The following is a 13,656-nucleotide window of genomic DNA, read 5'->3' on the forward strand; positions in this document are numbered from 1 at the left end:
TCCTTCTGAACTGACCTCCTAACCGCGGGGTTCGTGGAGTGGTTCGGGTTTGCTGGTGTAGGTGCCGCCGGTGGGGGTGGTGATGGTGATGTTGCCGTTGGGTTGGGGTTCGAAGTTCCAGCCTGGCTGATCCTTCAGGTAGTGGTGTCGTTCGCACCAGCCGCCGAGGATGGTTTTGTCGGTGGTGCCGCCTTTTGCCCAGTCTTGGGTGTGGTCGATGTCGCCTGCCTGGGTGGGTCGGTTGCAGCCCGGTGCTCGGCATTCGCGGTCGCGTAGCCGGATGTAGCGGTCGAGGGCGGTGGGTGGGCGGTAGCGGGTGCGGCCGACGTCGACTGGGAGCCCGGCGACCGGGTCGGTGACGATGCGGCGCCAGGTGGAGTTTTTGCTGTGGGCGATGTCGCGGGCGATGGTGGCGGGGATGGGGCCGTATCCGGCGAGTTGGGCGGGGTCGTTGTTGAGTCCGGTCAGGGTTTGCAGGTCGACGTAGACGTAGATGTCGGCTTTGGGGTCGCCGCCGGACGAGCCGAGACACCGCTCGATCAGGACGTCGGCGCGCAACTGGTCCAGGGTTCGCGATTCATCCTTGGTTTTCCTTTTCCGGGCTTCGCGGTCGATGCTGTGGTAGGCGGCGCTGCCCTTTTCCACCGGCACGTCCGCGACCAGAGTGGACATGCCATGGTCTTGGTGGATCAATTGCAGTTGCCGGTCAGCTCGCCTGGCTTTGCACCGTGCCTCGTATCCCGCCTTGTCGATCTTGGCGATCCAGTAGTTGACCATCTTGCGCAGCGAGGACGGGTTCTTGCCCTGCAACCGTCTCGCCATGATGGCATCAACCTCACGGGCTTTCTCATCGCTCAAATAGGCCGTGGGTTCGGCGATCTTGGCGGCTTTCTCCTCGTCGATCACCCCGCCTTCCATGGCCTTCAAGGTTTCGAGCAGCCGCGTGGTGAGCGTTCGCGCGAGTGCCACTTTCTTCGCCGCCTTGTGCTCCACCAGATTCAACATCCAAGCGATTTCGACGGGTACACCCCGGGATCTTCCTTGCAGGTTGTCCAGTTCCGCAATGGCTCTCAACTGCCGGGCCTGCGCCCGCGCGATCACCTCCCCCTCCAACTGAATAATGTCTTTCAGGTCTGCAAGTCTGGTATTTGTTTCCACGCCTCCCATTTTATCGAAAACGGAAGATCGATACCTATCTCGAATGGGTGAATCGGGCACAGAAACCAACGTAACCAAACGTGCTCGTTCCGTGGGGAACTGTCGCTGGTGACCAACGACGGGAATCGACCCGTGGAGCGACAGTTTCCCACGGCGCGCCGAAGGCGTGCCTGAAACTCAACCCAACTCAGCCAAACGGCGAGAATCCCGCCACTCCCGCAACGCCGCATGAATTCCACCAAGCGCACGGTAAGACTCACTATAGATCCCATACAACGGATCGATACACTCCGCAGCCGCCGCATCAGGAACGAAGACCCGCTCGACCTGAACCGCCTCGCGCGCCGCCACCCCGATACTCGGATGAATCCCCGCACCGACCCCGCCCAGCAGCGCCGCCGCGAGAACGGTGCTGTCCCGCACCCGCAGCCGCTCCACCGGCCTGCGGAGGACATCGGCGAAGATCTGCGACCACCGATCACTCCGCGCGCCACCGCCGGAGAACGCGAGCGACTCCACACGAAACCCGCATGCCGTCTCGACCTCGGCGAGCACCTGGCGGGCGGACATCGCCACCCCCTCCAGCACCGCACGGGTCAGCTCCGGCCGGGAGGTGGCCGAACTGAGCCCGAGGAAACTGCCGCGCACATCGCTGTCCCACAACGGGGCTCGCTCGCCGAGAAGATGCGGGGTGAAGACCACTCCGGACGGAACCCCAGCCGATTCGGCCACCACTTCGTCGATGCTCATCCCGCACACCCGGCTCCACCAGCGCAGGGCGTCGCCGCCCGCCTGGGTCGGCCCGGCGTGGATGAACACCCCGCCCATCGGCGGGAACGTGATCACGCCCCCGGTGGGGTTGCGCTGTTCCGACGCGCCCGCGACGACCACCGACGTGCCGCAGGAAACCATGGCGCGCCCGGATTCGGTCAGCCCGGAGCCGAACATGGTGCCCAGCGCGTCCATCGTGCCGACGACCACCGGCGGCGAGCCGATGCCGATCCCCGGATCTGCCACGGTTCCCAGCGGGCTCACCGGATCGGCGAGGTCCGGGAGACGTTCGGCGAGCCCGTCGACGAGCGCGACGGCCTCGGGCAGGTAACGCGTGCCGGTGCGGTCCACCATGCCGATGGAGGACATTCCGTCGGTGGCCACCCGTCCGGTGAGGCGCGCGGTGATGAAGTCCTTGGGGCTGAGGATCCAGCGGGTGCGCGCCCACTTCTCCGGTTCGCGGGCGGCGAACCAGGCCGCGCGGGAAACGAGCCGGGAGGCGTCGAGGGTGAACGGGCCGCCCCAGATGCGGACCTTGTCCTCGGCGGTGAACCGGGCGTCGAGTTCGCGAGCCACGTCCGCGCAACGCTGGTCCTGCCAGGTGATGGCGGGGGCCAGCGGGTTCAGGTCCGCGTCGACGAAGAGATGGGTGTTGACCTGGCTGACGACGCCGACCGAGCGCACGGTGCCCGCCGCGACGGCTTCGAGGCCGCGGACGCAGATATCCCACCACACCAAGGCGTCCTGCTCGGCCCAGGAGTCGTGCGGCCGTGCGGTGGGGTGGTCGAAGGATTGCGACCGGACGAGGTCCCCGTTCGGGGTGAACGCGGCGACCTTCACCGACGTCGTGCCGAGATCGATACCGACGACAAGATCCATGCTCCGACAGTAGCTTCCGCGATCAGGTCGGCGACTACTCCGCGCCGGACCCGCGGAACGCGACGCGGTAGGCGCGCGGGCTGGTGCCGACTATGCGTTTGAAGCCGTCGCGGAAGGCGGTGGCGGACCCGAAGCCGACCCGGTCGGCGATCCGGTCGACCGCGAGCGGGGTGGCTTCGAGCAGGTGCTGCGCCTCGCGGATGCGGGCGCGGTGCAGCCAGCGCAGCGGGGTGGTGCCGGTCTGTTCACGGAAGCGGCGGTTGAGGGTGCGGACGCTCATCCCGGCGTGTGCGGCGATGTCGTCGAGGGTGAGATCCTTCCCGATGTTGTCCTCCAGCCAGCTCAGCAGGGGTTCGAAGGCCGAGCCCCGCGGGGCGGGCGGGCGCTCGTGCGCGATGAACTGCGCCTGCCCGCCCTCGCGTTCCAGCGGCATGACCGACAGGCGGGCGGCGTCGGCGGCCAGCGCGGAGCCGTGGTCGCGGCGGATCAGGTGCAGGCACAGGTCCAGGCCCGCCGCGGCGCCGGCTGAGGTCAGGAACTGGCCGTTGTCGACGTAGAGCACGTCCGGATCGACGTCGATCTCGGGGTGGCGCTCGGCGAGCACCGGGGCGGCGAGCCAATGCGTGGTCGCGCGAAGCCCGTCGAGCAGCCCGGTCGCGGCGAGGATGAACGCTCCGGAGCAGATCGAGGCGATCCGGGCGCCCCGGCGGGCGGCCTGCCGCAACGCGTCGAGGACCGCGGCCGGGATCGGGGCGGTCGGGTCGGCGCAGCCGGGCAGGATGATCGTGTCCGCGTCGGCCAGCGCCTCCAGGCCCCGGTGCGGCCGGAGGGTGAACGCCTCGGTTTCGACCGTCGGCGTGGCGGCGCAGACGCCGACCCGGTAGGCGGCGCGCCCGTCGGGCAGGCGGGTGCGGGTGAACACCTCGATCGGGGTGGACAGGTCGAACGCGAGGACCCCGTCCAGGGCGAGAACGGCCACGGTGTGCATGGGCACAAGGTAGGCGCGTGGCGGGAACCCGTACCCGAGCGGGGTTCAGACCGGGGAGCCGCCGAAGCCGATCCAGGGTCACCAGGTCAGGTTAGGTGGCGGGACGGTGTGCCTTCGCGCTGAGTTCGCTGGGGACCGGGCGGTCCAGGTCCCGGTGGTAGGCGACGGCGGCCACGGATTCGGTCAGTTGCGGGATGGGTGGAACGGCGGCGGCGTTGAACGCGACGTCGAGGCACATCCGGTGCTGGGTGTGGATCACCACTTCGAGCAAGCGGGCGGCGCAGAGGGCTTGGAGGTTTTCGCGCCAGCGCTGGGGGCCGCCGTCTTCGGCCGACCATTCGTGCGGGTAGATCAACCAGTAGCCGAGTTTCAGCTTCCCGGCGAGTTCGTGGTGCTCGGCCACGGTGTACGGGCCGAAGGGGTGGTGGGTGCCGGGTTCGAAGACCACGGCCGGTGCGGCGAAGGTTCGTGCCGCGCTTGGGGTCCACAGCCGCACCATCGGGCAGCGCATCCCTCTCGAGTGGTCGGAAAGTACCTACCTCGCTGCCCAGTGTCATCGGACCCGCGCTCCGATCGCTAGGGAGGTTCGGCGGGTGGAATGGGGTCTTCCGGCACTAGCGGCGATTTTCGTACTGCCGTCCCGAAGCTAAGCACCGATGAACAACTGCCGAACAGCCGGACGAAGTGCGCGCGGACCTCGCACGCACTCAATACGTTGATCCGTCCCGGTTTCGTTCTTCTGCGCGGCGGAGGCTTGCGGTGTCCAACTTTCCCTGGGAACTCTTCCTCGCGGTCTTCGCGGTGGTCGTGCCGATCTTCGCGTTCCTGTGGGAGTTCGTGTTCGTCGGCCGCAAGCGGCTCGGTTACCGCGTGCAGATGGACACCACGGCCAGGCAGGAGGCCACCTCCGAGAACGCGGGCGCGTGGCGGAGGCTGGAGCGGGAGAGCGGCGCCCCGCTGGTCGATCCCTCGTTCGTCCTGCTGCGCATCGAGAACACCGGCACCACCAACATCGACACGAACGACTACGCGGTCCTCGACGACATCAAGGTCGGCGTCAAGATCAACTTCCCCGGGCGCAGGGTGGCCGGGATGGTGGTGACGGAACTCAGCGACGAGTTTCTGCGGGACAACTTCGGCCCCAAATCGGGGCTGGGCGTGCGGAACGTCGAGAACTCGGGGCGGACCGTGGGCGTCATCGAACTGCCCCGGACGCCGTTGAACCGCGGCCAGCACTACAAGGTCCTGACCGTCCTGGAACGCGCCGGTGACGGCCAGAAGAAGTTCGACGAACCCGAGGTGGTCGCCGGTATCAAGGGCGGAGTCCGAACCGGACGCATCCGGGAGACCAAGAGCCGCACCGGAGTCCCGCGCTGGCTCATCGTGCTGGTCTACCTGCTCGTGTCGGTCGGCCTCGCGGAACCCTTCGTCATCGACCTCGCCACCGGACCGCCGGCCCCGCTGGACTGCGCCACGGGCAAACTCACGGTCACCGGGTCCACGGCCTTCGAACCCGTTCTGCGGGAGGCCACCGCGTTGTACGCGAAAACCTGCCCGGACAGCGGTTTCACGGTCGACACCCACGGCAGCGCGCAAGGACTCGAAGCCGTGAACCAGCAGCGGAGTCCCGAGGTGCTCGCGTTTTCCGACGGTATGAAGGGAAACCGGCTTCCGCAGCTGCTGCCGAGGCCCATCGCGTTCCTGCTCTTCACGCTCGTCATCAACAAAGACGCCGGAGTTCAGGACCTCACCCTGGCGCAGGTGCGGGATGTCTTCGCCGGACGGGTCGGCAACTGGAAGGAACTGGGCGGGAACGACCGGCCGGTTCGCCTGGTCGACCGGGAATCCGATTCGGGCACGCGGACCACGCTCGAACGGCGGGTCCTCGGCGCCGTGGAGCCGGGGGAGAACTCCAACGACTGCGTGGAGCCGAAGGCCGAGAACCAGCCCGCCGGAGTCATCCGGTGCCGGAAGGGCGATACCGGCAGCCTGCTGAACGCCGTGGCGGGCACGACCGGCGCCATCGGCTACAGCGAACTCGGGGCCGCCGCGGGGCGTGAGGACGTGCTCACCGTGCGGATCGACGGGCAACCGGCCACCCTGGAAGGGGCCGATCACGGGGCCTATCCCTTCTGGCAGACGGAATACGCCTACAGCTACGGCGAGCTCAAGGCCGATTCGCTGGCCGCCAGCTTCCTGCGTTACCTGACCAACCAGGTCGGCGCGGACATCATCCGCTCCCACGGCGACCGGCCCTGCGCGGAACTGGCGAACCCCGTGCTGTGCCACCCCAGCTGACCGTTACTTGACAGCTGTCCAGCAGTGGTCATACCTTCGCCTTAGTGGACACGTGTCTACTAAGGCGAAGGGGGTGGCGGTGGCCAAGATTCTCAAGTGGCTCATGCTGATCATGGGGATCGCCTGCGTGGCGATCGGCGCCTTCCACTTCGTGCTCGGCATCGATTCGGTGCCGGGCGAGGGGGCGGCCGGTGCGACCGTCGACAGCCGGGAACGGTTCTACGGCGCGGTTTTCCTCGGGTACGGCCTCGCCTGGATCTGGGCGGCCCGGCGGTCGCCGATCCCGGCGAAAGCGGTGCGGTGGCTCGCCGGCATCTTCCTGCTCGGCGGGGCCGGGCGGCTGCTCTCGATGGCCGTCCACGGGCAGCCGCAGTGGTTCCAGGTCGTGCTCGCGGTGCTCGAACTCGCCCTGCCGCCGCTGTACTTCTGGCTGGCGTCCGCCGACGAGCGGGGTGAGCGTCCCGAAAGACCCCTTTCCGCCCGCTGATTGTGCCTGCGCCGCCATTCGGTCATCCTGGGCTGATCGGGACGGGAGGGTGCCATGCATGCCGTGATCGTGGGAGCGGGGATCGGTGGCTTGATCACGGCGCTGCGGCTGCACCACGAGGGCATCGACTGCGCGGTCTACGAACAGAGCGAGCAGATCCGCGAACTGGGTGTCGGGATCAACATGCTGCCGCACGCGGTCCGGGAACTGGCCGAGTTGGGGCTGCTGGACCGGTTGGACGAAACGGGAATCCGGACCCGGGAGCTGTTCTACACCCACCGGCTGGGGCCGGAGATCCTGCGCCGGCCCTGCGGGCTCGACGCGGGATTCGCGTACCCGCAGTTCAGCCTGCACCGGGGCGGTTTGCAGGGCGTGCTGCTCCGCGCGGTGCGCGAACGGCTCGGCGCCGGTGCGGTGCGGACCGGGCACCGGCTGGTCGGTTTCGAGCAGGACGCCGGCGGGGTGCGGGCGCGGTTCGCCGATCGGCGCGGCGATCCGCTGGAGCCGGTGCGCGGCGACGTGCTGGTGGCCGCCGACGGCATCCATTCGACCGTGCGGTCGCTCCTGTTCCCGGCGGAGGGCCCGCCGCGGTGGAACGGTGTCCTGATGTGGCGGGGAGCCACCGACTGGCCGGACTTCGGCACCGGGCGTTCGATGATCATCGCCGGTGGGACCGCGGCCAAGCTGGTCGTCTACCCGATCGCGGAAGGGCGCGCGCCGGGCACCAAGCTCACCAACTGGGCGGTGTGCGTCCAGACCGGGCAGGCCGGAGATCCGCCGCCGAAGCGCCAGGACTGGGCGCGCGAGGGCGACCGCGCGGAGTTGGCGCGGCATCTCGGCCGGTTCCGCCTGCCGCTCGTCGACCACGTCCGATTGGTCCAGGCCACCCGGGAATGCTTCGAAATGCCGATGTGCGACCGGGATCCGCTGCCGCACTGGACCCGGGGCCGGGTGACGCTGCTCGGGGACGCCGCGCACCCGATGTTCCCGATGGGCTCAAACGGCGCCAGCCAGGCCATTCTGGACGCGGTGAGCCTCGGCGGTCACCTGGCGCGGCACGCCGAACCCGGTGCCGCGTTGCGGGCGTACCAGGACGAGCGCCTGCCCGCCACCGGCGAGGTGGTGCTCCGCAACCGGGCAGGCGGCCCGGAGCGGGTGATCGACGAGGTCGAACGCCGTGCCCCCGACGGATTTTCCCGGCTCGCGGACGTGATCGACGCCGCGACGCTGGAAGCCGTGGTCAGCGGCTACGCGCAGGTGACCGGGGCGGCCCGGCAACAGGTGAACCGCCCCCGCTGATCAGGCACCTTCGACCGAACCCGGCGGCAGGAAGTTCACGTCGTGCAGGGCGGACACCCGGACGACCTCGTCCGGGTCCGCCAGGTTGTGCAGCTGGTCGAACAGCGCGGCGAGGCGGCCCGCCGGGCTCACCCAGAACAGCGCGCGCGTGGGCACCTCGCCGCGGTTGTAGTAGGCGTGCGGGAGGTTCTTCGGCATGCGCACGGTGTCGCCGGGGCCCGCGGTCTCCCACTGTCCGTCGAGGTAGAGGGTGAAGACCCCTTCCAGCACGTAGATGTGTTCGTCCTGGGTCGGGTGCACGTGCGGCGGCACCCCGGTTCCGGGCGGGTCGTAGGTCTCGAACGCGAAACTCGATTCACCGGCCGACTTCATGGAATAGGTGTGCCCGAGCACGTTCCACACCTTCCCGCCCATGCCTTCGCTCGCGAGCGTGATCCCCTTCGGCAGGGGTCCGAGCACGATTTCCTCGCCGTTCATGACGCCTCCTGGCCGCTTATCGCTCTGCGAGAACAGCAGACCAGAACCGATCTTGTTCGGGCAAGATGCGAATCCGGTGAACGGATAGGAGGGATCGTCCGCGGTGACGAAGATCGAGGTGCTCCGCAAACCCGTCGAATACCGGCACGGCGCCGTGGTCATGGAGGGGATCCTGCTGCGCGACGCGGCGACCGGCGGCCCGGCGCCGACGGTCATCGTGTGCCACGGGGCGGAGGGCCGCAGCGACGAACTGGCGAGAATGGCCGAACGCGTCCTGCCGTGGGGTTACCAGGCGTTCGTCATGGACCTGTACGGCAAGGGGGTCAGCGGTTCCACCCCGGAGGAGTTCGACGCGTTGATGCGGCCGTTCCTCGATGACCGGGCCATGCTGGCGGACCGGTTGTCCGCGGTGGTCGCGGCCGTCGCCGGGCTCCGCGAGGTGGACGAGTCCCGGATCGCGGCCATCGGTTTCTGCTTCGGCGGACTGTGCGTGCTCGACATGGCGCGGGCGGGCCTGCCGGTCACCGGGGTCGCCAGTTTCCACGGCGTGCTGACCCCGCCGCCCGGCTCCGCCCCGCGGCGGATCGGCTGCAAGATCGCGGTGTACCACGGCTGGGACGATCCCTTCGCGAAACCGGAGGACGTCGTCGCGCTGGCGGCGGAACTGACCGCGGCCGGGGCCGACTGGCAGGTGCGGGCCTTCGGCCAGACGCTGCATTCCTTCATGGCCGAGCAGGCGAACCGGCCCGATCTGGGCATCGCGTACAACGCCCGGTCCGCCGAACGATCCTGGTCCGGATTGCGCGGATTTCTGGCCGAATGCCTCGGCACCGGATCGTCCATTGTGGACTAGCCGGAGTGGTGGCAGGGAGCGGCGTCGAACTGCCGGTTCGCACTGAGAGTCACCGCGGCTTCGTTGGTGATTACCCCACAGTAATCCTGGTATACGTGGTTCTGAGAGGTCCCCCAGGTACTGAGAGGACGGGTAATGCGCACACGGAGACGATGTCTGCTCGGATTGGCGGCCGGTGCACTGGCCGTGACGGGCCTGGTGGTGGTGCCCGGCACGGCCGCGGCGCAGGGGCGGGGCCTCGACTGGCAGCCCTGTCCCGACGCCAAGGGAGTCGACTGCGCGACCGTCGAGGTCCCCCTCGACTGGGCCAAACCCGGCGGCGAGAAAATCCACATCGGATTGGCGCGGCGCAAGGCGAAGGATCCCGATCATCGGATCGGCTCGATCCTGATGGATCCGGGCGGGCCGGGCGGTTCCGGCGTCGACGTGGTCAAGCAGACCGAAGTCTTCACCGACCAGGTCAACGCGCGGTTCGACGTGGTCGGTTTCGATCCCCGCGGTATCAACACCAGCACCCAGCTCAAGTGCGACACCCAGCTCTCCCAGGATGCGATGAACGCCCGGCATCCGACCAACCAGGCGGAATTCGACCGGCTGGCCGACCTGAACAAGCGGCTTTACGACAGCTGCCGCGAGCACTCCGGCGCGCTCGTCGACCACGCCGACAACCTGCACACCGTCCGGGACCTGGACGCCGTCCGGCAAGCACTGGGGGAGCGCAAGCTCAACTACCTCGGATACTCCTACGGCAGCCTGATGGGGCAGCAGTACGCCGAGGTGTTCCCGCACCGGATCCGGGCTATGGTCACCGACGGCAACATGGACCACAGCCTGCGCAGCACCAAGGACTTCATGTTCACCGAGACCGAACCGGTGGAGAAGAACTTCCTGGAGTTCGCCGGGTGGTGCGACCGGAGCGCCGAATGCGCGCTGCACGGTCAGAACACCAAGGCCGTCTACGGTGATCTGCGCGAGAAGGCCAAGGCCGGGAAGCTGGTGGATCCGCAGACCAAGCAGCCGATCGATTTCTACAGCCTGTCCCAGCTGGCGTTCGGGGTGAACTCCCCGCAGGGGTGGACCAGGCTCGCGACGAACCTCAAGGCGCTCAAGGACGGCAACGGCGTCCTGGACATGACGGCCGCCGCCGACGTCTCGGAGAATCCGTATCCGGCGATCTGGTGCAGCGACTGGGGTTTCGGGGTGAAGGACTTCGCCGAATACGCCCGGTTGCGCGGGGCGCTGGCGAAAAAGTTCCCCAACATCCAGTGGTCGCCGTATGTCGATCACGCGTTGAGCTGCGTGGGTAGCCCGGTGAAGTACACCAACCCGCGCAAGCCCCTGGACATCGACCACGCCCCGCCCCTGGTGATGATCGGCAACGTGCACGACCCGGCGACGGTGTACCGGTGGAACCGGACCGCCGCGGAGCAGAGCGGTGCGCACCTGATCACCTACGAGGGCTGGGGCCACACCGCCTACCACCCGGGCCGCAGCCAGTGCGTCAACGACGCGGTGGACGCGTACCTGATCGATCTGAAGGTGCCGCGGGACGGCCTGTCCTGCCCGTCGCTGGAGAAACCCGGCGTCGTCGGCACGCAGTCCATGGAGCCGCTCACCGCAGGGCCCTACCGGGCATGACCGATCGAGCGGTGGCGCCGGGGAGTCCGTTCCCGGCGCCACCGCTCGGCGGGTCAGGGCGCCAGGCCGAGTTGGTGCATGACGAACGCGAGGATCTCGGCGCGTTGTTCGGCGGCCAGCGCCGGATCGATGCTGCCGTGGCCCACGTCGTTCCAGATTCGCAGCAGGATCGGGTGTTCGCTCGCGGTGGCGTGCTGCAGCGCGGCGGTGAACTTGCGGCCCTGGAAGGGCGGGCAGCTGATGTCCCGTTCGCCGATCACCTGCAGCACCGCCGGGTACCGCACCCCGGGCACCACGTTGTGGTACGGCGAATACTGGTAGAGCACCGCGGCGTCGGCGGGATCATCGGGATTTCCGTAGTCCTTGGCGTACACCGAACGGATTCCTTCGACGCCGGGAACGTCGGCCAGCGGCTCCAGCACGTCCAGCACCGGAACCTGCGCGACCACCGCTCGCCAGAGTTCCGGTTGCTGGACCGCGGCCACCGCGGCGAGCAGCCCGCCGTTGGACGCGCCGTGGAAGGCCAGCGTTCGCGGTGTCGCGATGCCCCGCGCGATCAGGTCCTCGGCGACCGCACGCAGGTCGTCGAAGACGTTCTGCTTGCGGTGCAGCCGTCCCGCCTCGTACCAGTCGCGCCCGTACTCGCTGCCACCCCGCAGGTTCGCCCGCACGTACACGCCGCCCGCGTCGACGAAGGGCGCGTTCTCGCCGAGGAAAGCGGGCAGCAGCGGGATGTTGAAACCCCCGTAGGCGTTGACCAGCGTCGGTCGTGGTGCGGCGCGGTCGAGGTCGGCGCGGGCGATCACGAAATAGGGGATTCGGGTGCCGTCGGCCGAGGTCGCGAAGTACTGCTCGACCGCGATGCCGTCGAGTTGTTCGCCCGGCTCGACGATTTCCAGTTCCGCGGTGCCGACGTCGAGCCGGTACGCGGTGTCGGCCGACGTGAACGTGGTGGCGGAGAAGGTGAATTCGTCCGAACGCGGCCTGGCCCGGTCGAGCACCAGGCCGAAGGAGGCGCTGGCCCCGGGCAGCGGAGCCGTGCCGACCGGGGTGCCGTCGAGTTCGTGGACGGTGATGTCCAGCGACACGTCCCGCAGCGCGGAGACGACCAGCCGACCATCCACAATGTCCAGTGAGCGCAGCACGCGGTCACCGGCGGGGATGATTTCGCGCCAGCTCGATTGGTCGGTCGAGGTCGCCGCGGGCACCGCCACCACCCGGCCGCGCGGCGTGTCGGTCGCGATCGCCAGATAGGTGTCGTCGTCGAGCCACGCGCCGTGGAGTTCCGCGTCGAAGCCGTCGGGCGTGAACCGCCGCCACCGGCCCGTCGCGATCTCACCGATCACCGAGGCGGCGTATTCGTGCGGCACGGTCACCCCGAGGACGTACCGGCCGCCCGGCGACACCTGCGGGGTCAGCCCGAGCGCGGTGGGGGAGACGTCGCCGTGTTCGAAAACCGCTTCGGGCCGCGCCACTGCGTCCGGGGTGACGGCCGCGAAGCGGAGGGCGTGCCGACCGTCCGGCGAACGACCGTGCAGGTAGAACCCGGTGCCGTCGGGCAGCCATCCGACCCGCAGCATGTTGCCCTGCATCGTGGGCTCGGCCGTGTCGAGCAGGCGGCCGGTGCCGGCTTCGACCACGCCGTAGTGGCCGAAGGGCTCGCCTCCCGCGGAGTGGCTGAACGCCACGAGCCGCCCGTCCGGTGACGGGATCGCGTACAGGAACATCGTGGGCCGCTGGTCGCCGCGGCGTGCGGTTATCGCGGCGGCGTCGACGAGCACCCGGCCCGCGCCGTCGCGCTGCTCGGAGACGCGGACCGCTTGCGCCGTTCCCTCGTCGTTGCGCCCGATCCAGAACCACCGGCCCGCCACCGCGAGCCGGGTGCCGAGCAGGGCTTCCGCGCTCGAGGGGCACGAGCGCAACGACTTCAGCACGGCCTCGAACGCCGGCGACGACCGCACCGCTTCGACCGCAGCCGCCACCTGGCGGTTCTGCCAGTCCAGCACCTCGTCGGTCCCGGCCCGCAGCCAGTCGTACGGGTCTTCGAAGGTCACCCCGCCGATGGTCTTGGTGATCGGTCGCCGGGGCGTCTCGATGGCAGCCACGCTTCTCCTCAAGTTCGGATGGTTACATCATCCAGATGTTCATATCATCTTGAAGGGCAGGCCGGGTGTCAAGGGCGGCTCGTGAGCGGGTGGCGGTGAGCGCTGCCCGGAATCCGCTCGCCGAGGCGGTGGATCAACCGGTGGCGTCCGTCGCTGAATTACTCAAATGCTCAAGTGCAAGTACGTTTGTGAAACACTCACTTCAAGGTGGGGCCGGAAACGATGAACGTGACCGATAAACGTGAATTTTGTGATGCAATCTTTATGGGCGATTGTGATCTATTTTCTACTGTGGTATGTCTAATTTAGACCGTGGCGTTGGGTGGTAGAACCCTTGTTGTGCAACAGTTTCCGCAGGTCGGCAAGGGAAACGTGATTATCTGACCTGGGTGCCGGTGTCCACATAGGCGAAGGATCTTCGGGTTGTCTTCAATTCGTCGACTTGCTCCAATTGGTGGAACCGGCGCTTTGTCGGCTTGTTTTCCATTCTGGACAGGATGAGACTGGGAACCGTCGGTTAATGATCGATCGAAGGAGAGGAGGTGCCCAATGAACGACAAAGACGAGGTGATGACGCCGGTGCTGGAAGAGATCGGTGACGTCGAGGAGGTCGCGCAGGGTCCCGGCATTCTGCTGAATGACGGACCGCATCTGCTCCGCGGGTTCCCGAATTGATCGGATCGACCTTGAGGTAACGGGGCTC

Annotated in this window: 12 protein-coding genes; 6 read left to right on the forward strand and 6 right to left on the reverse strand. The window is 68.1% G+C overall.

From position 1 onward, the window contains the following. Positions 1 to 18 precede the first annotated feature (18 nt). The 4 genes from FXO23_RS13900 to FXO23_RS13915 form a co-directional block, all read right to left on the reverse strand. Positions 19 to 1,167 (reverse strand): HNH endonuclease signature motif containing protein, encoded by a 1,149-nt coding sequence (locus tag FXO23_RS13900; RefSeq protein WP_158885174.1) that lies wholly within the window; start codon positions 1,165 to 1,167, stop codon positions 19 to 21. Between the two features lie 168 nt (positions 1,168 to 1,335). Continuing rightward, positions 1,336 to 2,808: a xylulokinase gene (locus FXO23_RS13905; RefSeq protein WP_158884770.1), complete on the reverse strand. Its 1,473-nt coding sequence runs from the start codon at positions 2,806 to 2,808 to the stop codon at positions 1,336 to 1,338. A gap of 34 nt (positions 2,809 to 2,842) precedes the next feature. After that, on the reverse strand, positions 2,843 to 3,796 hold the full coding sequence (locus FXO23_RS13910) for a GlxA family transcriptional regulator (protein ID WP_158884772.1): 954 nt from the start codon (positions 3,794 to 3,796) through the stop codon (positions 2,843 to 2,845). A gap of 91 nt (positions 3,797 to 3,887) precedes the next feature. Then, positions 3,888 to 4,295 (reverse strand): hypothetical protein, encoded by a 408-nt coding sequence (locus FXO23_RS13915; RefSeq protein WP_158884774.1) that lies wholly within the window; start codon positions 4,293 to 4,295, stop codon positions 3,888 to 3,890. A 260-nt stretch (positions 4,296 to 4,555) separates the two neighbouring features. On the opposite strand from FXO23_RS13915, the gene FXO23_RS13920 reads away from it, so the two are divergent. From FXO23_RS13920 to FXO23_RS13930, 3 genes are all read left to right on the forward strand, one after another. After that, entirely contained in the window at positions 4,556 to 6,094 is a 1,539-nt protein-coding gene (locus FXO23_RS13920; RefSeq protein WP_158884776.1) for a substrate-binding domain-containing protein, read from the forward strand. Between the two features lie 79 nt (positions 6,095 to 6,173). Beyond that, the gene (locus FXO23_RS13925) at positions 6,174 to 6,581 is read left to right on the forward strand and encodes a DUF4345 domain-containing protein (protein ID WP_158884778.1); all 408 of its coding nucleotides are present in this window, start codon (positions 6,174 to 6,176) and stop codon (positions 6,579 to 6,581) included. A 54-nt stretch (positions 6,582 to 6,635) separates the two neighbouring features. Further along, positions 6,636 to 7,880: a flavin-dependent oxidoreductase gene (locus tag FXO23_RS13930; protein ID WP_158884780.1), complete on the forward strand. Its 1,245-nt coding sequence runs from the start codon at positions 6,636 to 6,638 to the stop codon at positions 7,878 to 7,880. Here FXO23_RS13930 and FXO23_RS13935 read toward each other — a convergent pair whose 3' ends face one another. Continuing rightward, positions 7,881 to 8,357 (reverse strand): cupin domain-containing protein, encoded by a 477-nt coding sequence (locus tag FXO23_RS13935; RefSeq protein WP_158884782.1) that lies wholly within the window; start codon positions 8,355 to 8,357, stop codon positions 7,881 to 7,883. It abuts the gene before it with no gap. 103 nt (positions 8,358 to 8,460) lie between these two features. Here FXO23_RS13935 and FXO23_RS13940 point away from each other — a divergent pair, with 103 nt between their 5' ends. Further along, positions 8,461 to 9,210: a dienelactone hydrolase family protein gene (locus FXO23_RS13940; RefSeq protein ID WP_218951996.1), complete on the forward strand. Its 750-nt coding sequence runs from the start codon at positions 8,461 to 8,463 to the stop codon at positions 9,208 to 9,210. Positions 9,211 to 9,345: 135 nt separating this feature from the next. Next, on the forward strand, positions 9,346 to 10,848 hold the full coding sequence (locus tag FXO23_RS13945; protein ID WP_158884784.1) for an alpha/beta hydrolase: 1,503 nt from the start codon (positions 9,346 to 9,348) through the stop codon (positions 10,846 to 10,848). Positions 10,849 to 10,901: 53 nt separating this feature from the next. Here FXO23_RS13945 and FXO23_RS13950 read toward each other — a convergent pair whose 3' ends face one another. After that, complete coding sequence (locus tag FXO23_RS13950) at positions 10,902 to 12,953, reverse strand: prolyl oligopeptidase family serine peptidase (RefSeq protein WP_158884786.1); 2,052 nt, start codon at positions 12,951 to 12,953, stop codon at positions 10,902 to 10,904. Between the two features lie 549 nt (positions 12,954 to 13,502). Here FXO23_RS13950 and FXO23_RS52245 point away from each other — a divergent pair. Next, positions 13,503 to 13,628, forward strand: a complete 126-nt coding sequence (locus FXO23_RS52245) for a hypothetical protein (protein ID WP_281356518.1) — start codon at positions 13,503 to 13,505, stop codon at positions 13,626 to 13,628. Positions 13,629 to 13,656 lie beyond the last annotated feature (28 nt).

This window comes from Amycolatopsis anabasis, from assembly GCF_009765355.1.
GTDB lineage: Bacteria > Actinomycetota > Actinomycetes > Mycobacteriales > Pseudonocardiaceae > Amycolatopsis > Amycolatopsis anabasis.